Annotated in this window: 32 protein-coding genes; 31 read left to right on the forward strand and 1 reads right to left on the reverse strand. The window is 56.0% G+C overall.

Translation table 11 applies throughout. The features are described 5' to 3' along the window. Positions 1 to 46: 46 nt before the first annotated feature. The 30 genes from NFU03_RS08245 to NFU03_RS08390 all read left to right on the forward strand — a co-directional run bounded on the left by NFU03_RS08245 (position 47) and on the right by NFU03_RS08390 (position 25,652). A complete protein-coding gene (locus NFU03_RS08245; RefSeq protein WP_251637742.1) occupies positions 47 to 1,075 on the forward strand; it encodes an L-threonylcarbamoyladenylate synthase in 1,029 nt (342 codons plus the stop codon). Between the two features lie 89 nt (positions 1,076 to 1,164). Beyond that, positions 1,165 to 1,665, forward strand: a complete 501-nt coding sequence (locus tag NFU03_RS08250; RefSeq protein ID WP_251637743.1) for a manganese efflux pump MntP — start codon at positions 1,165 to 1,167, stop codon at positions 1,663 to 1,665. 54 nt (positions 1,666 to 1,719) lie between these two features. Then, positions 1,720 to 2,163, forward strand: a complete 444-nt coding sequence (locus tag NFU03_RS08255; RefSeq protein ID WP_251637744.1) for a low molecular weight protein arginine phosphatase — start codon at positions 1,720 to 1,722, stop codon at positions 2,161 to 2,163. Continuing rightward, positions 2,160 to 3,452: a methyl-accepting chemotaxis protein gene (locus tag NFU03_RS08260; protein WP_251637745.1), complete on the forward strand. Its 1,293-nt coding sequence runs from the start codon at positions 2,160 to 2,162 to the stop codon at positions 3,450 to 3,452. The genes NFU03_RS08255 and NFU03_RS08260 overlap by 4 nt, the downstream gene beginning before the upstream one ends. Before the next feature lie 115 nt (positions 3,453 to 3,567). Beyond that, the gene (gene rpiB / locus NFU03_RS08265; RefSeq protein ID WP_251637746.1) at positions 3,568 to 4,008 is read left to right on the forward strand and encodes a ribose 5-phosphate isomerase B; all 441 of its coding nucleotides are present in this window, start codon (positions 3,568 to 3,570) and stop codon (positions 4,006 to 4,008) included. A gap of 17 nt (positions 4,009 to 4,025) precedes the next feature. Further along, positions 4,026 to 4,583 carry a TIGR01440 family protein gene (locus tag NFU03_RS08270; protein WP_251637748.1) on the forward strand — a complete coding sequence of 186 codons (558 nt, stop codon included), beginning with the start codon at positions 4,026 to 4,028 and terminating at the stop codon, positions 4,581 to 4,583. Positions 4,584 to 4,628: 45 nt separating this feature from the next. After that, complete coding sequence (gene glyA / locus NFU03_RS08275) at positions 4,629 to 5,882, forward strand: serine hydroxymethyltransferase (protein WP_285835432.1); 1,254 nt, start codon at positions 4,629 to 4,631, stop codon at positions 5,880 to 5,882. Between the two features lie 572 nt (positions 5,883 to 6,454). After that, positions 6,455 to 7,084: a uracil phosphoribosyltransferase gene (upp, locus tag NFU03_RS08280; RefSeq protein ID WP_251637750.1), complete on the forward strand. Its 630-nt coding sequence runs from the start codon at positions 6,455 to 6,457 to the stop codon at positions 7,082 to 7,084. 73 nt (positions 7,085 to 7,157) lie between these two features. Then, positions 7,158 to 8,258: a non-hydrolyzing UDP-N-acetylglucosamine 2-epimerase gene (gene wecB, locus NFU03_RS08285; protein ID WP_398290068.1), complete on the forward strand. Its 1,101-nt coding sequence runs from the start codon at positions 7,158 to 7,160 to the stop codon at positions 8,256 to 8,258. Positions 8,259 to 9,017: 759 nt separating this feature from the next. Further along, on the forward strand, positions 9,018 to 9,389 hold the full coding sequence (locus NFU03_RS08290) for an ATP synthase subunit I (protein WP_251637754.1): 372 nt from the start codon (positions 9,018 to 9,020) through the stop codon (positions 9,387 to 9,389). A 29-nt stretch (positions 9,390 to 9,418) separates the two neighbouring features. Next, positions 9,419 to 10,129, forward strand: a complete 711-nt coding sequence (gene atpB / locus NFU03_RS08295) for a F0F1 ATP synthase subunit A (protein ID WP_285835433.1) — start codon at positions 9,419 to 9,421, stop codon at positions 10,127 to 10,129. Between the two features lie 66 nt (positions 10,130 to 10,195). Then, a complete protein-coding gene (atpE, locus tag NFU03_RS08300) occupies positions 10,196 to 10,420 on the forward strand; it encodes a F0F1 ATP synthase subunit C (RefSeq protein WP_116019578.1) in 225 nt (74 codons plus the stop codon). Positions 10,421 to 10,670: 250 nt separating this feature from the next. Then, entirely contained in the window at positions 10,671 to 11,222 is a 552-nt protein-coding gene (gene atpF, locus NFU03_RS08305; RefSeq protein WP_398290041.1) for a F0F1 ATP synthase subunit B, read from the forward strand. Then, the gene (locus NFU03_RS08310) at positions 11,219 to 11,755 is read left to right on the forward strand and encodes a F0F1 ATP synthase subunit delta (RefSeq protein WP_251637756.1); all 537 of its coding nucleotides are present in this window, start codon (positions 11,219 to 11,221) and stop codon (positions 11,753 to 11,755) included. Before atpF ends, NFU03_RS08310 begins: the two co-directional genes overlap by 4 nt. A 27-nt stretch (positions 11,756 to 11,782) precedes the next feature. Continuing rightward, complete coding sequence (gene atpA, locus NFU03_RS08315; RefSeq protein ID WP_251637758.1) at positions 11,783 to 13,294, forward strand: F0F1 ATP synthase subunit alpha; 1,512 nt, start codon at positions 11,783 to 11,785, stop codon at positions 13,292 to 13,294. A gap of 49 nt (positions 13,295 to 13,343) precedes the next feature. Next, positions 13,344 to 14,201: an ATP synthase F1 subunit gamma gene (atpG, locus tag NFU03_RS08320; protein WP_251637760.1), complete on the forward strand. Its 858-nt coding sequence runs from the start codon at positions 13,344 to 13,346 to the stop codon at positions 14,199 to 14,201. 43 nt (positions 14,202 to 14,244) lie between these two features. Then, on the forward strand, positions 14,245 to 15,660 hold the full coding sequence (atpD, locus tag NFU03_RS08325) for a F0F1 ATP synthase subunit beta (RefSeq protein ID WP_251637762.1): 1,416 nt from the start codon (positions 14,245 to 14,247) through the stop codon (positions 15,658 to 15,660). Positions 15,661 to 15,684: 24 nt separating this feature from the next. Next, positions 15,685 to 16,080, forward strand: a complete 396-nt coding sequence (locus NFU03_RS08330; protein WP_251637764.1) for a F0F1 ATP synthase subunit epsilon — start codon at positions 15,685 to 15,687, stop codon at positions 16,078 to 16,080. Positions 16,081 to 16,185: 105 nt separating this feature from the next. Continuing rightward, positions 16,186 to 16,419, forward strand: coding sequence for a DUF1146 family protein (locus NFU03_RS08335; protein ID WP_251637766.1), 234 nt, complete (start codon positions 16,186 to 16,188; stop codon positions 16,417 to 16,419). A gap of 363 nt (positions 16,420 to 16,782) precedes the next feature. Then, positions 16,783 to 18,084, forward strand: a complete 1,302-nt coding sequence (murA, locus tag NFU03_RS08340; protein ID WP_251637768.1) for a UDP-N-acetylglucosamine 1-carboxyvinyltransferase — start codon at positions 16,783 to 16,785, stop codon at positions 18,082 to 18,084. Positions 18,085 to 18,205: 121 nt separating this feature from the next. Next, the gene (gene spoIID / locus NFU03_RS08345) at positions 18,206 to 19,162 is read left to right on the forward strand and encodes a stage II sporulation protein D (protein WP_251637769.1); all 957 of its coding nucleotides are present in this window, start codon (positions 18,206 to 18,208) and stop codon (positions 19,160 to 19,162) included. Positions 19,163 to 19,193: 31 nt separating this feature from the next. Further along, a complete protein-coding gene (locus NFU03_RS08350; protein WP_251637771.1) occupies positions 19,194 to 19,856 on the forward strand; it encodes a M23 family metallopeptidase in 663 nt (220 codons plus the stop codon). Positions 19,857 to 20,473: 617 nt separating this feature from the next. Further along, positions 20,474 to 20,758 (forward strand): sporulation transcriptional regulator SpoIIID, encoded by a 285-nt coding sequence (locus tag NFU03_RS08355; protein ID WP_251637774.1) that lies wholly within the window; start codon positions 20,474 to 20,476, stop codon positions 20,756 to 20,758. Between the two features lie 183 nt (positions 20,759 to 20,941). Beyond that, positions 20,942 to 21,943, forward strand: coding sequence for a rod shape-determining protein MreB (mreB, locus tag NFU03_RS08360; RefSeq protein ID WP_251637775.1), 1,002 nt, complete (start codon positions 20,942 to 20,944; stop codon positions 21,941 to 21,943). Positions 21,944 to 21,987: 44 nt separating this feature from the next. Next, the gene (locus NFU03_RS08365; protein WP_251637776.1) at positions 21,988 to 22,827 is read left to right on the forward strand and encodes a flagellar hook-basal body protein; all 840 of its coding nucleotides are present in this window, start codon (positions 21,988 to 21,990) and stop codon (positions 22,825 to 22,827) included. Between the two features lie 36 nt (positions 22,828 to 22,863). Beyond that, on the forward strand, positions 22,864 to 23,697 hold the full coding sequence (locus NFU03_RS08370) for a flagellar hook-basal body protein (RefSeq protein WP_251637777.1): 834 nt from the start codon (positions 22,864 to 22,866) through the stop codon (positions 23,695 to 23,697). A gap of 20 nt (positions 23,698 to 23,717) precedes the next feature. Further along, positions 23,718 to 24,155, forward strand: a complete 438-nt coding sequence (locus tag NFU03_RS08375; protein ID WP_251637778.1) for a DNA-directed RNA polymerase subunit beta — start codon at positions 23,718 to 23,720, stop codon at positions 24,153 to 24,155. Positions 24,156 to 24,180: 25 nt separating this feature from the next. After that, positions 24,181 to 24,615 (forward strand): 3-hydroxyacyl-ACP dehydratase FabZ, encoded by a 435-nt coding sequence (fabZ, locus tag NFU03_RS08380; RefSeq protein ID WP_251637779.1) that lies wholly within the window; start codon positions 24,181 to 24,183, stop codon positions 24,613 to 24,615. A 146-nt stretch (positions 24,616 to 24,761) separates the two neighbouring features. Next, positions 24,762 to 25,148: a hypothetical protein gene (locus NFU03_RS08385; RefSeq protein ID WP_251637780.1), complete on the forward strand. Its 387-nt coding sequence runs from the start codon at positions 24,762 to 24,764 to the stop codon at positions 25,146 to 25,148. 72 nt (positions 25,149 to 25,220) lie between these two features. After that, positions 25,221 to 25,652: a hypothetical protein gene (locus NFU03_RS08390; RefSeq protein WP_251637782.1), complete on the forward strand. Its 432-nt coding sequence runs from the start codon at positions 25,221 to 25,223 to the stop codon at positions 25,650 to 25,652. Between the two features lie 100 nt (positions 25,653 to 25,752). On the opposite strand, the gene NFU03_RS08395 is transcribed toward NFU03_RS08390, so the two are convergent. Next, positions 25,753 to 26,178, reverse strand: a complete 426-nt coding sequence (locus tag NFU03_RS08395; RefSeq protein WP_251637784.1) for a YwpF-like family protein — start codon at positions 26,176 to 26,178, stop codon at positions 25,753 to 25,755. A gap of 259 nt (positions 26,179 to 26,437) precedes the next feature. Between NFU03_RS08395 and NFU03_RS08400 the strand changes: the two genes are divergently transcribed. Further along, a complete protein-coding gene (locus NFU03_RS08400) occupies positions 26,438 to 26,893 on the forward strand; it encodes a single-stranded DNA-binding protein (RefSeq protein ID WP_251637786.1) in 456 nt (151 codons plus the stop codon). Positions 26,894 to 26,948 lie beyond the last annotated feature (55 nt).

The raw sequence follows: 26,948 nt of genomic DNA on the forward strand, positions 1-26,948 counted from the left end.
CAACTGTGGATAACTAAATGAAAAGCGGCACGAAGGAGATGAAATGATGCACACTCAGCTTGTGAAAGTGGATAACCATGTGGATAACGACGAAAGTTACCAACAAGTTGTGGATTGTTTGCGGAAAGGGGAAGTCGCTGCGTTTCCGACCGAAACGGTTTACGGCCTCGGGGCGCTCGCGACGGATCCGGAAGCGGCGCGCAAAATTTTTGAAGCGAAAGGCCGTCCTTCCGACAATCCGCTCATCGTACATATCGGAACAAAAGAGGAAGCCGGGCGCTATGCGGCGGAAATCTCGGAAACAGCCGTCCGTCTCATGGACGCTTTCTGGCCGGGACCGCTAACACTGATCTTCAAGGAGCGGCCGGGCGTCATCGCAAAAAGCGTGACAGTGGGCATCGGCACGGTCGGCCTGCGCATGCCGGACCATCCCGTTGCGTTAAGGCTGCTGCGCATGCTCGGCGGGCCGCTCGCCGCACCGAGCGCCAACCGGAGCGGCAAACCAAGTCCGACCGAGGCGGCGCACGTGTTGCACGATCTGGACGGCAAGATTCCGTTCATCCTCGACGGCGGTGCGACTGGCGTAGGCGTCGAGTCGACCGTCCTAGACATGACGTCCGTCCCGCCCGCGATCCTGCGGCCGGGCGGTATTACGGCTGAAATGATCGAAGACGTCATCGGTCCTGTCCGCACCGAAACGGGCGCCGCAGAAGAGGAAGCGCCGAAAGCACCGGGCATGAAGTACATGCATTATTCGCCCGATGCGCCGGTCTGGCTCGTCGAGGCGGATGAGGACACAATCCGGCAGGCGATCCGTGTATTCTCAAAAGACGGCGGCAAAGTCGCCGTCATCGGCCCGGATGAGCTGCGGACGGACGAAGCCGGCTGGTATTTCGCAACCGGCCCGTACGCGGATCCCGGCAGTCTTGCAGCCCGTCTCTACGGAGCGCTCCGGGCGTGCGATGACACCGCCGCGACCGTCATCCTCGCTGTGGAAACACCGCTTGAAGGGATGGGGCTCGCCGTCATAAACCGCCTGAAAAAAGCGGCGGACGGCAAACGGTTCATCCGATAGAACGCACTTTCCAATCGAATACAATTCATGAATGGCCTCCCCGGGCGCCGCATAAGATGGACTGGCGCAAACTCGGGGAGGTTCTTTTATTGGTTGAACTCATTGCGGCAGCGGTGACAACGATTGACATCCTCGTCATCTATACATTGCTGCACGTACGGAAACGGAAGTGGCTCATCGCTCTGTGGACGGGATTCCTGAACGTCCTATTCCCGCTTGCCGGCTTCCTGATGGGGGAGTGGTCGGCGCATTTGTTCTCGGAATGGAGCAGCATCCTGTCGAGCGTCCTGCTGACCCTGCTTGGTGTACATATGGTGCTTCAGGAGGAGGATCCCGCCTCCCAGAAGTTGACCGGACCGCTGTTGCTGGCGGTGGCTGTCAGCCTGGACGGTTTTTCCATCAGCATGTCTTTCGGCTTGATCCAGCTCAATATGGTGCTGTTCGTTGCGGCGACAGGTTTCCTGTCACTCGTGCTTTCGTATGTAGCTTTACGGATGAATCTCACCATGTCGCCGAGGATCCGCTCATGCCTGAGACGTTTTGCAGGGTTCGTCTTGATCGGCATGGGGATATTGGCATGGATTTCGTAAAATAACTGTTTCGGTTTCAGGATGAATCAGGTATGATGGAGATAGGTGATCATCATGAATATTTGTTTTATTTGCACAGGAAATACATGCAGAAGCCCGCTCGCTGAAGGGATCCTGAAGTCCCGGCGGCTGCCGGGCGTGAATGTCCGGTCGGCAGGACTGTATGTGGCGGACGGCCAGCCGATTTCAGTGAATTCCAGGCGGTTGTTGGAAGGAAAAGGATACCCTTACACACCGTCCGCCCGCCTGTTCTCCGGACAGGATGCCGAATGGGCAGACCTGATTTTGACAATGACAGAGGCGCACCGGGACACGATCCGGCGGATGTATGAAGGGTACGCGGACAAGGTGTTCACACTGAAGGAATTCACGGGGGATGCAGTGCTCGATGTCATGGACCCGTTCGGCGGCAGTTACGAAGTATATGAACAGACGCTCGCTGAACTCGAAGGGCAGATCGATGTACTGGCGCGCAAGTTACAGGAGGAACAGACATGACAGAGACAAAGAGAAAATTCGGGTTGAAATGGAAACTGGTCATATTCGTCACCGTTTTGGCGCTCGTGACGTATTCGACCAGTGCGGTGTTCATCAACTTCCTGCAGCCTAGGTTCTTCCCGGGATTCGACCCGGTCTGGTTCGGGATCTTGACGTATGCGCTCGGCATCCTTTGGTCGGCGATATTGGCCGCGCTGTTCAGCACCGTGCTCACGAAGCCGCTGCAGAAACTGGAACAGGAAGCGATCATGGTCGCAGACGGCAAGATCGGCACGGACATCGATCTGCCGGATTCATCCGATGAAATCCGCTCCGTTGCGGAAGCATTCCAGCAAGTCGTCCTCAATCTGCGCAGCATCGTCGGCCAGATCGAAGAGAACTTCGAAAAGACGTCGCGGTCCGTCGATGTGCTGCATAGCGAAACCGGCTCGGCGGCAAGTCAGGCGGACGCCATTGCCTCGACAATCGCGGAAATCTCCTCCGGGGCCGAAGCGACGGCTGTGTCCGTGCAGGAGACGGCGGAAGCGATGGAAGATGTCCGGTCGATCGCAGCGGACGTCAGCAGCCGGGCGGAGCAGTCGTCCGCGCAGTCGGAAGCGATGCTCGCCGATCTGAAGAAGACGACCGATGCATATCGGGCACTCGTCGGCGGCATCCGCGACATGTCCACCCAGAGCGAAGAGTCGCTCGCGACGATCCGAGACCTCGACCGCAACGCCCAGAAGATCGGCGAAATCGTCGAGCTTGTCGGCGGCATTGCCGACCAGACGAACCTGCTCGCGCTGAACGCCTCGATCGAAGCGGCCCGCGCCGGTGAACACGGCAAAGGATTCGCCGTCGTCGCGGAGGAAGTGCGTGTCCTTGCGGATGAAAGCGCGAAATCCGTCCAGATGATCGGCGGACTCGTCAGCACGATCCAGGCGGACGTCACAAAAGTCGTCAAGGAGATCGAAGCGCAAGTGAAGACGGCCGGTCAGGAAGCGGACCGGGCGGACGAAACGAACAAGAGCATCACGGCGATGGCGGCAACCGTCAATACGATGGCCGGCTCGATCACCGGCATCACGGAACTCGTCGAGCATCAGCTGGCACAGATCGAAAAGACGGCGATGCAGTCGCAGGAAGTGGCGGCGATCGCCGAACAGACGTCAGCCGGCGCCGAGGAAGTGCAGGCGGCGACTGCCGAACAGGCCCACTCGATCGAGCAGACAAGCAATCTCGCAAGCGACCTGAAAGACCAGTCGCAGGCATTGTACAGCGTCATCCGCCAATTCGATACGTCCCACTGAGAAAGCCGGCCGCGTGCCGGTTTTTTCAATTGTCCGGAAGAAAACTTGCCACTGTGTTTTTCAGCGCAAGAGTGATAGAATCTATTGTAAGTATATTATGAAAAGAGGGACCTACGTGAAACTCGCAATTTCATCCGACCACGGCGGCAACAACCTCCGCCGGGAGATCAAAGACTTGCTGACTGAGCTCAATATCGACTTCACGGACTTCGGGCCGGACTCCGATACGTCCGTCGATTATCCGGATTACGCGAAAGCGGTGACGTCCGGTGTCGCATCCGGCGAATTCGACCGGGGGATCCTCATCTGCGGCACGGGCATCGGCATGTCGATCGCAGCGAATAAGACGAACGGCATCCGCTGTGCGCTCTGCCATGACGTATTCAGCGCCAAGGCGACCCGCGGCCATAATGACACGAACGTGCTCGCGATGGGCGAGCGCGTCATCGGACCGGGACTGGCCCGCGAGATCGTCCAGACATGGCTCGAGACTCCGTTCGAAGGCGGACGCCACGAACGCCGCATCGAAAAACTGATGGCGCTCGAAAACAACTAAGAAACGGGGGGAGCAGCATGGACGCCAACATCTTATGGAGACTGCAGATCGAGCAGGCGCTGGCGGAGTTCGCCGAACAGGCCCCGCCTGAACCGGACACGTTCTTCGTCATCGGCTGTTCCACATCGGAAGTGGCCGGAAAACGGATCGGCACGGCCGGCGCTCTGGAAGTCGCGGAGGCGCTGTACGGACCGATCGCGCAATTCGCGGAAAAACACAAGCTGCACCTCGCCTTCCAGGGCTGTGAGCACATCAACCGTGCCGTGACGATCGAACGTTCGGCCGCGAAACAATTCGGACTCGACCGTGTATCCGTCGTGCCGGTCCGGACAGCGGGCGGCTCGATGTCCGCCTACGCGTATGAGCACTTGGAAGACGCGGTCGTCGTGGAATCGGTGCGGGCGCATGCCGGCATCGACATCGGCCAGACGCTGATCGGCATGCAGCTGAAACCGGTCGCCGTACCGATCCGCACATCTGTGAAACAAATAGGGGAAGCCGTCGTCACCTGTGCAACGACCCGTCCGAAACTGATCGGCGGGACCCGCGCACAGTACGAATATCCCGGAGCCTGAACTTCGGGACAGTACGACCAAAAAGACGCTAAAGGGGAAATGATCATGGATTTGAGCAATGTGAAACGCGAAGACAGCGCAGTATTCAAAGCGATCATGGCGGAAAAGAACCGCCAGAACGCCAATATTGAATTGATTGCCTCCGAAAACTTTGTCTCTGAAGCAGTCATGGAAGCACAAGGGTCTTATTTGACGAACAAATATGCGGAAGGCTACCCGGGCAAGCGCTACTACGGCGGCTGCGAACACGTCGATGTCGTCGAAAACATTGCACGCGACCGCGCCAAGGAACTGTTCGGCGCAGCATACGCGAACGTCCAGGCACACTCTGGCGCACAAGCCAACATGGCCGTCTACTTCACAGTCCTGAAGCCGGGCGACACCGTCCTCGGCATGAACCTGTCGCACGGCGGACACTTGACGCACGGCAGCCCGGTGAATTTCTCCGGCATCCTGTACAACTTCGTCGAATACGGGGTCAGTGAAACAGACGAACGCATCGACTACGAAGATGTCCGTCAGAAAGCGCTCGAGCACAAGCCGAAGATGATCGTCGCAGGAGCGAGTGCCTACCCACGGGAGATCGACTTCAAGAAATTCCGCGAGATCGCTGATGAAGTCGGTGCCTTCCTCATGGTCGACATGGCGCACATCGCCGGACTCGTCGCAGTCGGCGAACATCCGAACCCAGTGCCGCACGCACATTTCATCACCTCCACGACGCACAAGACGCTCCGCGGCCCGCGCGGCGGACTCATTTTGATCAACGAGGAATTCGCAGAACAATACGGCAAGAAGATCGACAAAACGGTCTTCCCTGGCATTCAGGGCGGCCCGCTCATGCACGTCATCGCAGCCAAAGCCGTCGCTTTCGGAGAAGCGCTGCAGTCGGACTTCACGACGTACATCCAGCAAGTGAAGAAAAACGCTGTCGCCCTCGGTGAAACACTCGTCAGTGAAGGCATCGACATCGTCTCCGGCGGCACTGACAACCACTTGCTGCTGCTCAACCTGACAAGCCTCAACCTGACAGGCAAAGTCGCCGAGCACGTCCTCGATGAATGCGGCATCACCGTCAACAAAAATACGGTTCCGTTCGACAAGGAAGGCCCGTTCGTCACATCAGGCATCCGTATCGGCACACCGGCCGTCACATCACGCGGCTTCAAGGAAGACGACATGAAGGAAATCGGATTGATCATCGCCAAACTCCTCAAGAACCACGAGGACGATGCCGTGAAAGAAGAAGCGAAACAGCGCGTCCAGGCCCTCACCGGCAGCCACGCCCTCTATGCATAAGACGCATTGCAAAAAACCGCCATCCTCTCAGGACGGCGGTTTTTTGCTGCTCCGAAACTTTTTTTCGCGGTACCTGTGCGTCGCACAATTCGGAAACGATTCAGAATAGTGTCCATCTGCCGATTAACTTGCCCGTTTGGCCGATTGTGCGCTCCATCTGGCCGATTCATGCGCCGATTTGGCCGATTCCGTACGCCATTTGGCCGATAAGCCCTCGGATTTGGCCGATTCCCAGGCGAATGGGGAAGCCGAACAGAAACGAGCGCAGCGAGCACACTTCAAGCCCTCCACGGTTGCGAGTTGTGTCCATTTGCCGATTAACTTGCTCACCTGGCCGATAACTCTCTCCATCTGGCCGATTCATGCGCCGATTTGGCCGATTCCGTACGCCATTTGGCCGATAAGCCGCACCATTTGGCCAATTCCCACCCGATCTCCCCAAGAATCACCCCGCACCAGCCGCAATCCCCCCCCCGCGCAAATCTTCCGCGAATTCCAAACTTCAGCCGATGCAACCTAACGTGTCCCCATTCTGTTATACTGATTGAGACAACGTAAAAGGAGCGATTCCAATGGCAAAAGTACACGTATTCGATCACCCGCTCATCCAGCACAAACTGACATTCATCCGGGACGTCAACACCGGCACGAAGGAATTCCGCGAATTGGTGGATGAAGTCGCCACATTGATGGCGTACGAAATTACCCGCGACCTTCCGCTGCAGGAAGTGGACGTCCAGACACCGGTCAGCAACGCGAAATCGCAAGTGCTGGCAGGGAAGAAACTTGGCATCGTACCGATCCTCCGCGCCGGCATCGGCATGGTCGACGGCATGCTCAAACTCATTCCGGCCGCCCGCGTCGGCCACGTCGGCCTGTTCCGGGATCCGGAAACGCTGGAGCCGCACGAATACTTCGTGAAACTGCCGTCGGACGTCTCCGAACGTGAATTGATCGTCGTGGATCCGATGCTTGCGACAGGCGGGACCGCTGTCGAAGCCATCAATTCGCTCAAGAAACGCGGCGCGAAGCACATCAAGTTCATGTGTCTCGTCGCTGCACCGGAGGGTGTCGAAGTGCTGACGGAAGCCCACCCGGACGTCGACGTCTATATCGCAGCACTCGACGAAAAGCTGAACGACCATGGCTACATCGTACCGGGACTCGGCGACGCCGGCGACCGTCTGTTCGGAACCAAGTAAGGCGGAACCAACTGAATCATCCGCACGAAAAAATGGGGAAGGCGTGACTAGTGTGAAACGCAAATGGAAAGTAATGACGATCTTCGGAACGCGGCCGGAAGCCATCAAAATGGCACCGCTCGTTCTCGAACTGCAAAAACACGAGGAAGACATCGAATCGATTGTGACCGTCACCGCGCAGCACCGTGAAATGCTCGACCAAGTGCTCAGCACATTCGGCATCACACCCGACTTCGACCTCAACATCATGAAGAGCCGGCAGACGCTCATCGACGTCGCCACACGCGGCCTCGAAGGGCTCGACCGGATCATGAAAGAAGCAAAGCCTGACATCGTGCTCGTCCACGGCGACACGTCGACCACTTTCGTCGGCAGCCTGGCGGCGTTCTACAACCAGATCGCCATCGGCCACGTCGAAGCGGGCCTGCGCACGTGGGACAAGTACTCACCGTATCCGGAGGAGATGAACCGCCAGCTCACCGGCGTCCTCGCCGACCTGCATTTCTCGCCGACCGAGAAATCCGCACAGAACCTGCTCGACGAAGGCAAACCGAAAGACCGGATCTTCATCACTGGCAACACCGCCATCGACGCGCTGCAGACGACGGTTGACGACACGTATACGCACCCAATCTTCGAAAAGCTCGGTGACGACCGTCTCGTCCTGCTCACGGCACACCGCCGCGAGAACCTCGGCGACCCGATGCGCAACATGTTCCGGGCCATCAACCGGCTGCTCGACAAACACGATGACATCCAGGTCATCTATCCCGTGCACATGAACCCGGCCGTCCGCGAAGTGGCGGACGAACTGCTCGGCAATAACGAGCGTATCCATCTGATCGAACCGCTCGAAGTGGTCGACTTCCACAACTTCGCAGCCCGGTCGCACATCATCCTGACCGACTCCGGCGGCATCCAGGAAGAAGCGCCGTCCCTCGCGAAACCGGTCATCGTCCTCCGCGACACGACCGAACGCCCGGAAGGCATCGACGCCGGCACACTCAAACTCGCCGGCACCGACGAAGACACCATCTTCACCCTGGCCGACGAACTCCTGTCCGACCAGAACGCATACGAAGCAATGGCAAAAGCCTCCAACCCATACGGCGACGGCCACGCCTCCGAACGCATCGTCGAAGCATTGCTCAACTATTTGAATAAAGACCAATAAAAAGCAGAGGCCCCAAAGCCTCTGCTTTTCAAATTCCATAAGTTATGTCCCTGTCACCGAACTTTAGTTATGTCCCTGTCACCACTCTGCTGTCGCAATGACGTTCCCATCTCATATGGCGACCGTTGATCGAAGCGGAGAGCGGCGACTCCTGGGGGACCAGCGCAGCCCGAAGACCCCGCAAGGAGCAAAGCGACTGAGGAGGCTGAGGGCAAGCCCCCCGGAAAGCGCCCGCTCGCAGCGCAGATCAACCCTGTTTCTCCCCCTACCCCCCTTAAGGGAAATCCCTATTTCTCAACTTTCACCAATTTAAACAAGAAAGTGTGACGATAATTTGACACTGTCCTAAGTATGTGAAGAATTTCACGGGAATCAATTGACATCAAAATACCCCTATTGTATGCTAACAGAGGGTAATAATGATAGGGTTTATACATAGATAAATCAGCATTTTCCGCTTGATTTTCGGCTAAGTTCTATCATCCGCTCGCAGCCTATCGCACGCAAGGAATTTGGGCATTTGTGCGGTACGTTGGACAACGTGTCCTGGTGAACGCCAAGCAGGCGGCAAGTCGCTTACTGCATTCAGCCGCGGGTCTCCCGCAACCGCTGATCAGGAAGTCAGACAGCCGTACAACTCGGGGGACGCCGAACGTATCGGACTGCGAATCCGTCCGCCCTTTGAAAGGAACTCCGCTTCCCGAAAAGGACAAGATCCGATTTCCAACTAAACTTTACGTAATAGGAGACTCACCTACCATGCAGACAATGCAGGAAATTTTCCACAGGCAAAAGAGGGCTCTATTTTTTTTGCTCGCATTGCTCATAATAGGCTGGGCTGTTATGGGAGCCAAAGAGATTTTTGCCGGGCTTTTGCTCGGAATTATCTTCGGGTTGTATAATTTCTGGATACTTATCCGTAGAATGGAACAATTCGACAGGAAATTGGATCAGGGCAAAAAGGCTTCGCTTGGTTCGGGACTGCGTTTCGCTTCCGGAGTGGCTGCGGCTGCCATCGCGATGTCGATGCCAGAATACTTCAATCTGATCAGTACTGTGATCGGTTTGATGATTCCATATGCCCTATTGCTCATCGATAGGATCTTCTACCATGTGAAGCATCAATCTTAACCTGATCACAAAAGGGAGGTGAACGAAACGTGGAACACACAAATCCGGAGCGTATCTTGTTCGGTATCAGCTACAACCCGGCCAATATCATGATGCTGTTCGTCACCTGTCTCATCGTCTTCATCATCGCAGTGTTGGCCACACGCAAAATGCAGATGAAACCGACGGGCATGCAGAACTTCATGGAATGGGTCATGGACTTCGTCAAAGGGATCATCAAGAACAACATGGACTGGCAAACAGGCGGCCGTTTCCACGTACTCGGCATCACGCTGATCATGTTCGTGTTCGTCGCTAACATGCTCGGTCTGCCATTCTCTATCAGCTGGGATCACGAACTCTGGTGGAAATCACCGACAGCCGATCCGGTCATCACTATGACGCTCGCGGCGACCGTCGTCATCCTGACGCATTTCTACGGGGTGAAGATGCTCGGAGCCAAAGGGTACTTCAAGACTTATTTCCAGCCAATGCCGTTCCTGGCGCCGCTGAAAGTCATTGAGGAATTTGCAAATACGCTGACACTCGGTCTGCGTCTTTACGGTAACATCTTCGCAGGGGAGATCCTGATCGGTTTGCTCGCAACACTTGCGGCAGGCAGTATCGGGGGGTTCGTCGGAGCCATCATTCCTGCACTCGCTTGGCAAGGGTTCTCGATCTTCATCGGGGCGATCCAGGCATTCATCTTTGTTATGTTGACGATGGTTTACATGGCTCACAAAGTCTCTGTAGATCACTAAACATAAAGCCCGTCCGCGGGTGAATACGCACTACCAAACTAAACAATACTAGGAGGAAATAACACTATGACAGGTTCACTTGGTCTATTAGCAGCAGCTATCGCAGTTGGTCTTGGCGCACTCGGCGCTGGTATCGGTAACGGTCTTATCGTTTCGAAAACAGTTGAAGGGATCGCTCGCCAGCCAGAAGCACGCGGCGTTCTTCAAACAACAATGTTCATCGGGGTTGCATTGGTTGAGGCATTGCCGATCATCGCAACAGTTATCGCTTTCATCGTCATGAACAAGTAATCGTCACGGAACTTATCGGCAGATCGGCAGAAGTGGATAGGGCCAGGACTGATGACTATCGGTCCTGCCAGCCCGTTTGACTCCCTCTGTTATCTAACCACTTTATAGAGCAGGTAAACAATGGCGGAGAACGGGAACAGTACGATCCTTCGCCATTCGTTTATGTAAGCGGCAGGCGCAAGCAGCCGGCCGGGGCATCACCAAACCGTTTGGACCGCAAACGTAAGTTTTTGAAGGGAGTGAAACAATCGTGTTTTTGGATACCTTCGTCCTTTTGTCGGCAAACGCTGACTCAGGATTTTTGGCAAGCTTGAACCAGCGGCTGAATCTCGGGGACATCATTGCAACCGTCGTGTTCTTCACGATCCTGATGCTCCTCCTGAAGAAGTTCGCATGGGGTCCGCTGATGGGCGTCATGAATCAGCGTGCTGAAATGATTGCAAACGAAATCGAAACGGCTGAGAAAAGCCGTGCCGAGTCACAGAAAGTGCTGGAAGAGCAGCGCGCTCTTTTGAAAGAAGCCCACACTGATGCACAATCGATCATTGAAAACGCGAAGAAACAAGGCGAAGCGACACGCGAAGACCTCGTACAGGCAGCTCGTGCTGAAGTGAGCCGCATGAAAGAGAACGCAGCGCTTGAAATCGTCACTGAAAAAGAAAAAGCGATTGCAGCCGTACGCGAAGAATTCGTCTCGCTTTCCATCATGGCAGCGTCCAAAGTACTCGGCAAAGAAGTTTCCGAGGAGGATAACCGCGACTTGATCGAACAGACGATTGTGAAGGCAGGGGAAGGCCGATGAGCCGTTCGATCGTATCGGAACGTTACGCAGCCGGCCTTTTCAAAGCGGCACAGGATAACGGCGCTCTGCCGGAAGTCCACGCAGACGTCCTTGAATTGCTGAAGGCGATTCAAAACGACCGCGGCTTCCTGGAACTGATGAGCCTGCCGCAGCTGTCCCTGCAGAAAAAACATGCACTGATCGCAGCCATCCTTCCCGGCGCTAACCAGCTATTGCTGAATGCGCTGTACGTCATGCTTGACGCAGACCGTATGGAAGAACTGCCAAGTGTTCTTGAAGAGTTCCACGAGCTCGCGAACGACGCAGCCGGCATTGCCGAAGCGACAGTGTACGCGACCCGTGAACTGACAGAACAGGAACGGACCCGAATTTCCAGCGCGTTTGCCCACAGAGTCGGCAAACAGACGCTTCACATTACAACGATCATTGACCCGACCCTGATCGGCGGCATCCGCCTTCAGATCGGCAACCGAATCTTCGACAGCAGTCTCAGCAACAAACTGGCTTCACTGCGCCGTACGTTGATCGGGTAAAATTTTGAAAGATGAGGGGTGACATACATGGGCATCAAAGCTGAAGAAATCAGCACACTGATCAAGCAGCAGATCGAGGGCTATCAGTCTGAGATGGAAGTTAGCGAAGTAGGTACCGTCCTCACAGTAGGTGACGGTATCGCCCGTGCTCATGGTCTCGACAATGTCATGGCCGGCGAACTCCTTGAGTTCTCCACAGGTGTGCTCGGTATGGCACAGAACTTGGAAGCGAACAATGTAGGTATCGTTATCCTCGGACCATACACAGACATCAAAGAAGGCGATGAAGTACGTCGTACAGGCCGTATCATGGAAGTTCCGGTTGGAGAGGAATTGATCGGACGCGTCGTCAATTCACTCGGTCAGCCAGTGGACGGGCTCGGCCCGATCCACACAACGAAATCACGTCCGATCGAAAGCCCGGCGCAAGGCGTCATGGCTCGTAAATCGGTCGACGAACCGCTTCAAACAGGTATCAAAGCGATCGACGCACTCGTGCCGATCGGCCGAGGACAGCGTGAGCTGATCATCGGTGACCGTCAGACAGGGAAGACCACTGTCGCAATCGATACGATTTTGAACCAGGCAGATCAGGACATGATCTGTATCTATGTAGCCATCGGACAGAAAGAATCGACCGTCCGCTCGGTTGTTGAAACGCTCCGCGAACACGGCGCACTTGACTACACGATCGTCGTGACAGCATCGGCTTCACAGCCAGCTCCATTGCTGTACTTAGCTCCGTACGCAGGAATCACGATGGGTGAAGAGTTCATGTTCCAGGGCAAGCACGTCCTGATCGTGTACGATGATCTCTCGAAACAAGCTGCGGCGTACCGTGAACTTTCCTTGCTGCTTCGCCGTCCTCCAGGCCGTGAAGCATACCCTGGTGACGTCTTCTACCTGCACTCGCGTCTCCTTGAGCGTGCTGCGAAACTGAACGACACGCTCGGCGGCGGTTCCATCACGGCACTGCCATTCGTCGAAACACAGGCAGGCGACATCTCTGCATACATTCCGACGAACGTCATTTCCATTACAGACGGTCAGATCTTCCTGCAATCCGACCTGTTCTTTTCGGGCGTGCGCCCGGCGATCAACGCCGGACTTTCCGTATCCCGTGTAGGCGGATCCGCGCAGATCAAAGCCATGAAAAAGGTTGCAGGTACACTGCGTCTTGACTTGGCTGCATTCCGTGAGCTCGAAGCCTTCGCTGCATTCGGTTCCGATCTGGACCCGATCACAGCCGGCAAACTTCAGCGCGGATACCGTACGGTCGAAGTGCTGAAACAGGACTTGCACAAGCCGCTTAAGGTCGAGTACCAAGTCGTCATCCTGTATGCACTGACACGCGGATTCCTCGATGATATCCCGGTCAAGGACATCCAGCGCTTCGAAAGCGAAATCAACATCTGGCTCGAAAACAACCACACTGACATTTTGGAAACCATCCGTACAACGAAAGGTCTTCCTGCAGATGATGCATTTGCAGCAGCCCTGAACGAGTTCAAAAAGAACTTCGCGGTTTCTGAAGCGTAAGAACCGGTGTTTGACGGATAACGGACTAAAAAAAGGTGGTGAATAGCCAATGGCCTCATTACGCGAGGTAGAACAGCGGATCAAATCGACGAAGAACACCCGTCAGATCACGAAAGCGATGCAGATGGTCTCCGCTTCGAAGCTCAGCCGTGCGGAAGCGAATGCAAAACAATTCGTTCCTTACATGGACAAGATCGAAGAAGTGGTCGGCTCCATCGCATCGGCGACTCAAGGATCCAGTCATCCGATGCTCGTCTCCCGTCCGGTCAAAAAGACGGGATACCTGATCGTGACGTCCGACCGCGGATTGGTAGGGGGCTACAACTCCCACGTCCTGCGGAAAGCGAAGCGTGCGATCGAACAGCGTCATGCGTCGAAAGACGAAATTTCACTGTTCATCATCGGGAGCAAAGGGACTGATTTCTTCAAGCGCCTCGGATTCACGGTGGAAGAGAGCCTTATCGGCGTCTCCGATCATCCTTCGTTCGAAGAAGTGAAAGACATCGCGAATAAAGCTGTTGGCATGTTCACGGAAGGCAATTACGATGAATTGTACTTATACTACAATCATTTCGTCTCCGCCATCTCCAACGAACCGACGGAACGGAAATTGCTTCCGCTTACCGACCTGGACTCGTCCGGCGTGAGCTCTTCATACGAATTCGAGCCTTCTGCGGAAGTCATCCTCGAATCGCTATTGCCGCAATATGCGGAGAGCCTCATCTACGGAGCGGTCCTCGACGGGAAAGCGAGCGAACATGCTTCCAGTATGACAGCGATGAAAACTGCTACAGATAATGCAACAGACTTGATAGACGATTTGACGCTTGTATTCAACCGTGCCCGCCAGGCAGCGATCACTCAGGAAATCACGGAGATCGTCGCAGGCGTCGCAGCGCTCGAATAACAGCGCAAGGTAAGAACGAACCAGTACGACAGGAGGGAATAGCATGAGCAAAGGACAAGTTCTTCAGGTTATGGGTCCGGTCGTTGACGTCCGTTTTCCGGATGGCCAGCTTCCTGCGATCTATAACTCATTGAAAGTCCAGATCAATCGCCCAGGTGCGGAAAGCGAAACACTGACATTGGAAGTGGCTTTGCACCTTGGAGACGATTCCGTACGTACGATTGCGATGTCCTCGACAGACGGCCTGAGACGCGGCGAAGAAGTCACCGATATGGGTGCGCCGATCACAGTTCCGGTCGGAGACATGACTCTCGGACGGGTATTTAACGTGCTGGGTGAGGAGATCGACTTGCGGGAGCCCGTACCAGCGGACACACCGCGCGATCCGATCCACCGCCAGGCACCGACATTCGAACACCTTTCCACAAAAGTTGAAATCCTGGAAACCGGCATTAAAGTCGTCGACCTGCTCGCCCCGTACATCAAGGGCGGGAAGATCGGTCTCTTCGGAGGTGCGGGTGTAGGTAAAACCGTACTTATCCAGGAACTGATCAACAACATCGCTCAAGAGCACGGCGGTATTTCCGTATTCGCCGGCGTTGGAGAGCGTACACGTGAAGGGAACGACTTGTACTACGAAATGACAGACTCCGGCGTTATCAAGAAAACGGCGATGGTCTTCGGTCAGATGAACGAGCCGCCGGGTGCGCGTATGCGTGTCGCCCTGACAGGTTTGACAATGGCTGAACACTTCCGTGACGAACAGGGCGCTGACGTTCTGCTCTTCATCGATAACATCTACCGGTTCACACAAGCCGGTTCTGAAGTTTCCGCCCTTCTCGGCCGTATGCCGTCTGCGGTTGGTTACCAGCCGACACTCGCTACGGAGATGGGTATGCTTCAAGAGCGTATCACTTCCACAAACAAAGGTTCCGTTACATCGATCCAGGCGATCTACGTACCAGCCGATGACTATACTGACCCGGCACCGGCTACGACGTTTGCCCACCTTGACGCAACGACGAACCTCGAACGTAAATTGTCCGAGATGGGAATCTACCCTGCGGTTGACCCGCTCGCATCGACTTCCCGTGCACTGAGCTCCGACATCGTCGGCAAAGAGCACTATGACGTTGCGACACAAGTGCAGGAAACGCTCCAGCGCTACCGTGAGCTCCAGGATATCATCGCGATCCTCGGTATGGACGAATTGAGTGAAGACGACAAGCAGGTCGTGGACCGTGCGCGCCGTATCCAATTCTTCCTGTCGCAGAACTTCCACGTGGCTGAGCAGTTCACCGGCCAAAAAGGTTCGTATGTACCGGTTGCTGAAACCGTTGCAGGCTTCAAGGCCATCCTTGAAGGCAAATACGACCACCTTCCGGAAGATGCATTCCGTCTCGTCGGACGCATCGAGGAAGTCGTGGCAAAAGCGAAAGAAATGGGCGCAACAGTCTAATACAAGGGACCAGGAGGGAAAGTAATGAAGATAAAAGTGAATATCGTCACTCCCGACGGCCCTGTCATGGAAACTGAAGCAGATATGGTGATTGCGGTCACCGAAACGGGTGAACTCGGCGTCCTGCCGGGTCACATCGCGATGGTGGCACCGCTTGACATCGGCGCACTGCGTCTTAAAAACGGCACTGACACGGATCACGTAGCTGTCAACGGCGGCTTCCTCGAAGTCCGTCCTGACGTCGTGACCGTCCTTGCCCAAAGTGCGGAACTCGCTTCCCACATCGACGTAGCCCGTGCAGAACTTGCGCGCAAAAAGGCAGAGGTCGCCCTCCAGCAGCAGACGAACAAAGTGGAGGCGCAAATGGCTGAACTGAGCCTGCGCAGGGCCATCAACCGCATCAAAGTTTCCGGCATGTAAGGCGGATATGTACAAATCGGGCAGAGGGGCAACCCTTCTGTCCGGTTTTTTAGCGTATAAAAAAAGCTCTCCCGTCGATCCGGGGAGCCTAGGGAGTTGAATGTTATGGACCTCTACGGTGTCAATCCGCTTCTCGCGATCGGGTCGCACATCTTTTTCATCGGCATCTCCTTCTTCGCGCTGCAGGCGATCATGCCCCAGGCGATCATCCGGAAGAACCGGGTCTTCCAAACCCAGCTCCTGTATATTTTACTGAGCATTGCCATCGGTTCGGCCGTATCGAACTTCTTTTTGGACATATCCTATTGGTCAGGAAGGCTGCCGGCATTCTTCGGCTGATTCGTCGGATGGCCGCGCAGGCATCGATGCCTCCGGGGCCATCCGACGAAACGCCCATTAGAATTCGATGAGAAAGGTTTACATCTCCGTGCTCTCGGGAACGGAAAAGATTGTAACTCGTTTGTAATATTGGTGGCAGAAACAGTAAGCCATTCACCTACACAGATCTTCTTAGGCATACATAACTTAGACTGAGGCGATCTTTTGTCGGAAACAGTCACAATGGCGCTTGTGAACCGTCGCTTGTCGTTGTACAATGGACTGAGTTTGGTTGATTTTTCTACTAGATTCCTAATTGACTTTTGAATAGGTGCACTGAGAACAAATAGAACGTATTATAACTTTGAGTCGGAGGGGCTTGTTTTGGATAAAATTATTATTAATGGTGGGCGTCAGCTGCACGGTACTGTGAGAGTGGAAGGGGCTAAGAACGCAGTGCTCCCGATACTTGCGGCTGCGCTGCTGGCGACGGAAGGTGTCAATGTCATTCGGGAAGTGCCGAATCTGTCAGACGTCCGTACAATTAACGAAGTGCTCAAGAGCTTATATGCAAAGACGGAGTATAAGCCTGAGGAAGGCGAGCTCATCATCGACTCGACGGAGACACTGACAAGTGAAGCACAATTCGAATACGTCCGGAAAATGCGTGCATCCATCTTAGTAATGGGTCCTTTGCTTGCGCGCAATGGCTTCGCACGTGTTGCGATGCCAGGCGGCTGTGCAATCGGTTCCCGTCCAATTGACCAGCACTTGAAAGGCTTCGAAGCGATGGGCGCGGATATCTCGTTCGGCCACGGATTTGTCGAAGCACGCGCAAAAGGCGGTCTGCAAGGTGCCAAGATCTACTTGGACTTCCCGAGCGTCGGCGCGACTGAGAACATCATGACAGCAGCGGCCCTAGCGAAAGGGACGACAACGATCGAGAACGCTGCGAAAGAACCGGAGATCGTGGACCTCGCGAACTTCATCAACGAAATGGGCGGCCGCGTGATCGGTGCCGGTACGGATGTCATCCGGATCGAAGGCGTCCGCACATTGAAAGGCGCTGTCCACCACATCATCCCGGACCGCATCGAAACAGGTACGTTCATGGTCGCAGCTGCGATTACAGGCGGCGACGTGACGATCGAGAACGCGCTTCCTGAACACAATGCTGCACTGATTTCGAAACTGCAGGAAATGGGCGTCATCATCACGGAACTCGACGAAGGCATGCGCATCACCGCTGAACATCCGCTGAAATCGGTTGACCTGAAGACCATGCCGCACCCTGGCTTCCCGACCGACATGCAGTCCCAGATGATGGCACTCATGCTGAAAGCCGAAGGAACCGGCGTCCTGACAGAAACGGTCTTCGAAAACCGTTTCATGCACGTCGAGGAATTCCGCCGCATGAACGCGGACATCAAGATCGAAGGGCGCTCCGTCATCATGAACGGACCGTCGAAACTGCAAGGTGCCGAAGTCGCAGCAACCGACCTCCGTGCCGCTGCAGCCCTCATCTTGGCCGGACTCGTTGCCGATGGTGTCACACGCGTCACGGAACTCGTCCACTTGGACCGCGGCTACGTCAACTTCCATGAGAAACTGAAAGCACTCGGCGCAGACATCACACGCGTCTCGTCCGAATCCGAAACAGCCGATACTGAAATCGTGCATTCATAATAACGCTGACTGTCCCTTCCTATGCGGAGGGGCAGTTTTTGTTTTGGGATTAAACCGCATCCGGCCGGCTCCGCCAGACGCTCCCCTGAATACTCCGTCCGCGCCGCGCATACAATGCGGCATGGACAAACGACTATTAGCAGTATTCATCATCCTCCTGTTTTTCATACCGATTGTGCTGAACAAGGCATTCAAACCGCCGGACGGCCCCAGCATCCGGAAAGACCCGGCAGTCGCCGCATGCGAAACCGAAATCACCGTGGAAGGAGAGGACAAGCCGCTGCCGCTCGAAGAGTACATCGTCGGTGTCGTGGCTTCGGAAATGCCCGTGACCTACTCGTCCGAGGCGCTGAAAGCCCAGGCGATCGCCGCCCGCACGTATGCACTGAAAGAGACGGCGGAAGGGACGAAACCGATCGGCCGCGGCACTGGCGCCCAAGTGTACGCCAACAAAAAGGAACGGAAGGAGCGCTGGGGGAAGGCTTTCAAGGAGAACGAAAAGAAGATCCGCGCAGCGGTCGATGCGACGGCGGGCGACATCCTCGTCCATGAGGGCGGCATGATCACCGCGATGTTCTTCTCCACATCGAACGGCCAGACGGAAACCGCCGAGAACTTCACCGGCAATCCCGTGCCATATTTGCAGAGCGTCGATAGCCCGGACGAGCAGACCGTCTCCGAACAGGTCGAGCGCTCCGTCGACATGCCGCTCCGTGACTGGAATCAGAAACTCGGTGTCTCATGGAAGGAAGCCGATTTCCGCGCCCTCCAGCTCGTCCGCAACGAAACCGGGCGCGTCCAGCAAGTATTGTCGGGCAGCACGGAATTCAGCGGACGGGACATCCGGGAGAAACTCGGACTGGCCTCGACCGACTTCAATATCGGCTTCGACGTCGCGAACAAAGTCGTCCATATCACGACGAAAGGCTACGGCCACGGCGTCGGCATGAGCCAGAACGGCGCCGAAGCGTATGCCAAGAAAGGCTGGACCGCCGAAAAGATCGTCAGCCACTACTATACAGGCGCAGAAGTAAAAAAATTCGAGAAGTCAGAATCACAATGTTTAAAAACACCTTAACTTGCGGAGAATAGCGAGTGAGGTGATCATAATGGGAGAAGAAAAAAAACCGAAAGCCCCTTCTCAGAAAAACAAGAGCAAAAAAAGCAACTGGTTCTGGCCCGCCGTCTATGCAAGTTTCGCCGTGTTGTTCGTTGGAATGGTTTGGGGTTATAACGCACTGAACAAATCCGAAGCCCCGCAGCAAGCCGCCGTCGACAAAGCAGAAACAGGCAAAGACAATGTAACCGTCGAGACGAACGCAGCCGCCGAAAACCTGAAGTACCCATTCAAGGAAGACCTGCTTGACCAAGTCGCAATCCTGCAAGACTTCTACGACGCGAAAGCCGATGATTCAAGCCGTGAAAACGCACTGCTCGTCTTCAAACAGACATACGTAACGAACCAGGGACTCACCCTGTCCGTCGACGGCAAGCCGTTCGAAGTGGTCGCAGCGATGAGCGGGAAAGTCGACAAGATCATTGCCGACCCGTTCAAAGGTGACGAGATCGTCCTGTCCCACAAAGACGGACTGAAAACGTACTACCGCTCCGTCACAGGCATCCTCGTCAAAGAAGGCGACGAGATCCAGCAGGGCGAAGTGCTCGCGACGACAGCCGAGAACGACTGGAACCCGCAAGCCGGCGTCCACCTGCACTTCGAAGTCCAGAAAGACAACGTCGCCGTCAACCCGCGCTCGTTCCTGGCATTCTAACGCAATCATCCACCCCGCCTGCCTCCCCGGCAGGCTTTTTGCGTGGGATCAAGGCGGGGAAGCGTGTGAAGCGCTCAATTAATGCCGCTAACCGCTCCATTGTGGCAGCTAACCGCTCCATTCCGGCGGCTAATCGATCAATTGTGCATAACCGCTCAATACGTCTCCATAACCGCTCAATTGCCGCCGCTAACCGCTCCATTCCCGCGGTCACCGGCCCCATTCCCACCGATTTCCGGTAGTCGCGACAATTCAGCACAGCCCGAACTTCAAAACCAAGATTGAATGGTCAGCTCCGCTGCGCTCCGCATTTTCTGTTCGTGTCGTGCCGGCCCAGTTGCCCCCCCATGTCACCTGGAACCTACGCGAGAACCGCTCAAGCCAGCCCCAAAAGCGCTCAAGCCCCCATGCGACCCGCTCAAGCCAGCCCCAAAAGCGCTCAAGTCCCCATGCGAACCGCTCAAGCAAGCCCCAAAAGCGCTCAAGCCGACCCCATAACCGCTCAAGCCACCACAATAACCGCTCAAGCCCACCCCTCCCATCCACCCCCAATGAATAGCCGCCCCCTCTGCCGCATACAGTGAAAGAACAAATGGACGACGAGAAAGGAAGAGGGTGTGCACGAACAAATCCGGAGGCGCAGTGTCCGCCTCGGCAACTTGCTCATCGAAACCGGGCTCACCGTACGGGCGCTCGCAAAAGCGACAGGCTACTCGAAAAGCACCATCCACAAGGACCTGACAGAACGGCTGCCCAACATCGATGCGGCACTATCGGAAGACGTTGCCAAAATCCTGGCCTATCACAAATCGATCCGTCACTTGCGGGGAGGCGAAGCCACCCGGCAGAAATGGAAACTCGAACAGCAGAAACTGAATGAACTTGCGGAAAAAACGGACTAGCGGCTCAGCTTGTCTGTTTTTTCCCTGTTGTCACGCCGAAAGTCTCCCCCTCAGCGTCCGCAAAAATAGGTAATTTCAGGACTTATTATGTTCATTTGGCCCGCACTATGCTAAAATGTTAAGTTAGGAGAGCGTGTAAATTTCCAATTTACCGGCCGAACGAACGGAAGGGGCAGGGATGAGATGTTTGCGAAAGATATCGGCATTGACCTGGGAACAGCAAATGTGTTAATACATGTAAAAGGAAAGGGGATCCAGCTCAATGAGCCATCCGTCGTCGCCGTCAACCCGACAACCCGCAGCCTGATTGCGGTAGGGGAAGAGGCACACCGGATGATCGGCAGGACCCCCGGCAATATCCAGGTCATGCGCCCCTTGAAAGACGGCGTCATTGCCGACTTCGACAGCACCGAAGCCATGCTGAAAGGGTTCATCGACCGGCTGAAAGTCAAAGGCTGGTTCTCGAAACCGCGCATCCTCATCTGCTGCCCGACCGACGTCACAAGCGTCGAACAGAAAGCGATCAAAGAAGCCGTCCAGAAATCGGGCGGCCGTCAAGTATTCCTCGAGGCGGAGCCGAAAGTCGCTGCGATCGGCGCCGGCATGGACATCTACCAGCCGAGCGGCAACATGGTCATCGACATCGGCGGCGGCACGACGGACGTCGCAGTCCTCTCGATGGGGGACATCGTGACGTCCGAGTCCATCAAGATCGCAGGGAATACGCTCGACCAGGACATTATCCAATCCATCAAGAAAAACCATAAATTGCTGATCGGGGAACGGACGGCGGAAGAAGTCAAGATGACTGTCACGTCGCTGTTCCCGGATGGCCTTTCCGAAACGATGGACATCCGCGGACGCGACGTCGTCACGGGCCTTCCGCGCATCGTCACCATCACTTCGGAGGAAGTCACCGGAGCGATGGAAGAGTCCATCGCCTGGATCCTCCATACGGCGAAGAATGTGCTCGAGAAGACCCCGCCGGAACTGTCGGCGGACATCATCGACCGCGGTATCATCCTGACAGGCGGCGGCGCGCTCCTGAAAGGGCTCGATCAGCTGCTCGCCGAAGAACTGAAAGTCCCCGTCTTCGTCGCGGACGACCCGCTCGCCTGTGTGGCGAAAGGGACAGGCATCATGCTGGAAAGCCTGGACAAGAAACGCAGCAAAACGCAACGGTAACAGCCACTGGTCATTCGCGCAACAGCAAAAAGGAGGCGGAGCTGATGTTCCGTGGATTTTATACTGCCGGTTCCGGCATGATCGCGCAGCAGCGCAGAACCGAAATGCTTTCCAACAATATGGCGAACGCCAACACGCCTGGGTTCAAAGCCGAACAGTCGTCCATCCGCTCGTTTCCGGACATGCTCCTGTCGAGCCTCGAGACGGCGAAAATACCCGTGCAGAACCGGTTCCAGATGAATGGCCTGCGCCCGGTCGGACAGCTGTCCACCGGCACGTATATGCAGGAGACGGCCCCGCTCTTCACGCAGGGCCAGCTCCGCGAGACCGGACTGACGACGGACATCGCCATGATGGACGGTTCCCTGCCGATCGATGAAGAGACAGGGCGCCCCGGTGCCGTCTTCTTCACACTTGAAGGACCGGGCGGCGAACGGGCCTATACGAAAAACGGCAACTTCGCGCTGAACGCGGAAGGCTACCTGACGAACGCCTCCGGCAACTACGTGCTCGACGATAACGGACAGCGCATCCAGCTGCCGGACGACGACTTCCAGGTTTCCCCGGACGGTGTCATCTCCTACGGCGGCCTCGGACAGGGCATCCGGCTCGGCATCGGCTTTGCAGCTCAGCCTGAAGCACTCGAGAAACGGGATAACGGCCTATTTTACGCAGCACAGGACCTGCCCGACGCAAGTAACGCTGACGGCGTCACCTATTCGTTCCAGCAGGGGTACGTCGAGCAGTCGAACGTCGACGCCACCCGCACGATGACTGACATGATGACCGCCTACCGTGCGTTCGAAGCGAACCAGAAAGTGCTGCAGGCATACGACCGCAGCATGGAGAAATCCGTCTCCGAAGTAGGACGAGTCAATGGCTGACCGCGCATTCCGCACTAGCGAAAGGAGTCTTTCCAGATGATCCGTACGATGACGACAGCTGTCAACACCATGAACCAGCTGCAGAACAATATCGATATCATCGGCAACAATCTATCCAACCTGACGACGCATGGCTACAAATCGAACCAGGCGAGCTTCCAGGAGATGCTGTACCAGCAGTTCAACAACGACAAAGCCGACAAGGCCCCGCGTGAAACGCCTGCAGGCATCCGCTACGGCGTCGGCGCCATGCTCGCCCAAACGCAGATGAACTGGAAAACGGGCGTCCTGCAGCCGACGGACCGCAACCTCGACTTCGCGCTGACTGAGCCTAAACAGTACTTCAACGTCATCGTCCAGGGACCTCAAGGACCGGAAACCGTCTATACGCGCCAGGGCAACTTCTACCTGTCCCCTGAAGGCAACCGGGTCGCTCTCGTCGACTCGGAAGGCAACGCAGTGGCCGGCCGCGGCGGCAATCCGATCACGTTCGCAGGCCCTGTCGATGACTTCGAACTGCGGGACGGCGGGACACTCATCGCAAAACGGGCGGACGGGACAGAACAGACCGCACAGCTCGCCGTGACGCGGATGGAGCGGCCGAACCTCATGACCCGCCTGTCGTCGACACACTTCAAAGTGCCGGATAATCTGGATGAACTCAACGTCACGGAAGCGGATATCTTAACGGAACTCACCGGAGCGGGCGGCGCACAGCCGGCCATCCGCCAAGGTGCACTCGAAGGGTCCAATGTGGACTACCAGAAAGAAATGACAGACCTCATCAACGTCCAGCGATCGTATCAGTTCAACTCACGTACGGTCTCCATCGCTGACCAGATGCTCGGCCTGGTCAACAACATCCGGTGAGCCGAATGGGGAGTATAGATATGACTGATGAAAAACGATTGACACCGAACCCGGCCGAGCCGCCGATCGATAAGCCGGAAAAAGCCGCGCCCGTAAGCCGGACGGAAGCCCGCAAAGCACATGCCGCTACAGCAGCGGAGGCGGCAGCTGGACAGGAGCGCCCGACCCGCAGCAGGCGGCGCACGGAAGAGGTGCCTGAACCGAAAGTCCGGACAAAGCGCAGCGAGCAGCAGGCAGAAGCCGGCGACGACGCAGCCGGGGCGAAACCGGTCCGCTGGGTGCAGATCCGCATCCTGCCGATCTACGTCCGCGTACTGATCGTCCTCGTCCTCCTCGCGGTGGCTGTCGTGGCAGGCGCCATGATCGGCTACAGCATCCTCGGCGACGGTTCCGCAGGCGACGTGTTCCACAAAGAGACATGGACACACATTTTCGATATTATGAACGGTAAAGAATGAACCAACTGGTAAAAGGGGGAGTCCCATGCTGACAGCAGAACAGATCCAAGCAATCATCCCGCACCGCTATCCATTCCTGCTCGTCGACCGCATCACCGAAGTCGAAGAGGGCGTCCGCGCCAAAGGATTGAAAAACGTAAGCATCAACGAAAATTATTTCAACGGGCACTTTCCCGGCTATCCGGTCATGCCGGGCGTCCTGATCGTCGAAGCACTGGCGCAGGTCGGCGCAGTCGCCATTTTGCAAAAGGAAGAGAACAAAGGCCGTCTCGCGTTCTTCGCCGGCATCGACAACTGCCGTTTCAAGCGCCAGGTTGTCCCGGGTGACGTCCTTCAGCTGGAAGTTGAGATCACGCGGATGCGCGGTTCGATCGGCAAAGGACATGCTGTCGCGACGGTCGAAGGCGAAATCGCATGCGAGGCGGATATCACGTTCGCACTCGGTGCAAAAGAGGCCTGACCGGCTGGCAGTTGCATCCGGAAACGGAATCCGATAAAATTTTCACTAGTGTGTCACCAATCGTTGGCAGGTGCAGTCCTGCACAAAAAGCCAAACACACATGACCGGAAGCGGCATGTGTACATTGTGGGAGGTACGAAACGAGAATGTTCAAAAGTCTTTCACCTAACTTGAAGAGCAGCATCACGAGGTCGATCACGCAGACCTTTGAACAATACATGACGGAAATCGAATGGGATCCCGAACGCTACGACATGAACGACTTCATGAAGCGGTGGAGCGAATACATCACGAAGAAAGCGCTCTGGTATTCAAAAATCCCGGACGACGTGAAACACTCGGCGGAATTCCATGAAGACGTCGCATCGCGCATCAACGAAGTGATCCGAAAAGTGCTGAGCGAACCGGCTTCCGAGGACCAGATCGCCTCCATCGAGCAGATGCAGGAAGATCTGAACACGGAATACATCTACGAATGCAAGGCGGAAGCGGCATTCGTGGAAGCTGAACTGAAGAAGCGCATGAACGCCTGAAAACGTACGGATAGTTCCCCCTTTTCGAGCCAAGCTATGACAGATGGCTACTTGGAAAGGAGGGAACTTTTTATGTGGAAGAAGGCTTTGCCTTTGGCAGCGGCAGGATTCCTGCTTACTGCGTGCGGCAGCAACAACAATGACGCAATCCCGGGCAAGAACGAAACGCCGATGGAAGACACGGACCAACGGATGGACGACTGGACACCGGAAATGGACGCCGACAATCCGGACGGCACAGCCGGCCCGAACTTGGACGGGGTGGAAGATGCACACCCGGACAACAACGGGAACGGCCTGCTTGACCGGGACCAGATGGACGGCACCGGAACGAACACGGACGGCACGGACGGCACCGGCATGGGCGGCGGTACGCTTGAAGGCAACGGCAATGCGGAAGGCGATGACTTCGGCGCAAACAGCACGGAAGACGGCGGGAACACAGCCGGCACGGGCAGCAACGGCGGCTCCCCGACAAAGGGTGACGGGAACGGTACACGATAACGATCGGACCTCCGCACTTATGGAAATTCGGAAACACAAAAAAGGGCTGCCCCGATGTCAGTTGTCTGACACGCGGGGGCAGTCCTTTTTTTGTCGTTCTTCACTGTTTCTTGAGGCGGGGGCGCGAACGCATATCGTGTTCGAACCGTGCCAGCAGTTCAGGACCTTCCAGCCCGCTGTCCATGAGCTCGCCCAGCAGCTGCTCGGCATACTCCGTACGCTGCCGTTTCAGTCGCCCTTTCAAAAGCACTGACAGCCGGCTGCCGATCTGCTGGACAGCGTCGATCGCGAGCACGAACGCCGCCGGCTCGTTCTCCGGATAAGAAATGACGACTTTCGCTTCGATCAGTTCCTCGCCGGCCTGCAGCTGTTCGAACCGTTCTTTATAGGACGCATCGAGGAACAGCTCGAGAATCCACATCCTGTGGCTGTTCTCCTGATTAATGATAATGCCGTCGAGCATCGGCAGATTCTCGGTCTCGTCCCCTGACAACAGCGCAAACGAGATCATCTTGAACGTTTTCATCCCACTGCAGCCCCCTTTTCCAACCAGTATACCACAGCCGGAAATTTTCTTTGCAATCAGGGCAAAGTCGAATTATCACGAATCATAGACAATTAGGGAACCCGGCGTCTGCTGCCTCTTCCGCCCTCTTCCTCCCAGGCGGCATCCCCAAACACCGAGTTCGTCCTGAAATAGGGCGTCAAAACCCCGAAACCGCGGTTTGTACAAACGGACGGGACCCCGTATAGTCAAGGCAATCCATTGAGAGGAGGGGAAACAGGTGAATCACGTAGCACTCGTCGGACGGCTGACCAAAGATCCGGAACTCCGGGTGATCGGGGACCGCAGGACACAGGCGAGCTTCACGCTCGCCGTGAACAGGGGCTTCAAGAACCAGCGGGGTGAAATCGAAGCGGACTTCATCCTCTGTTCGATCTGGGGCAAGACTGCGGAGAACACCGTCAAGCATTGCGGCAAAGGCTCGCTCATCGGCGTCAGCGGGCGCATCCAGACGCGCTCCTACGAAAAAGACGACCGCAGCCGCGCCTATGTGACGGAGATCATCGGGGAGGATGTACGCTTCCTCGTGACGAAAAAGCCGTCTTCCGCCGGTCGGGTGGCGGAAACGTCCGCAGCTGCCACAGAGCGCACCGAAGCCGAAGCGCATTTCGACTTGCCGGCGCACATACCGGAGACACCGGAAAAACCGGAAATCGAATCATTGCCGATCTTCTGAACCTGACACGCGATACATAGGGCGGAAGGTCGCGGAAGGAAGGGGGGGACAGCAG

Source organism: Sporosarcina sp. NCCP-2716, assembly GCF_023707985.1.
Taxonomy (GTDB): Bacteria; Bacillota; Bacilli; order Bacillales_A; family Planococcaceae; genus Sporosarcina.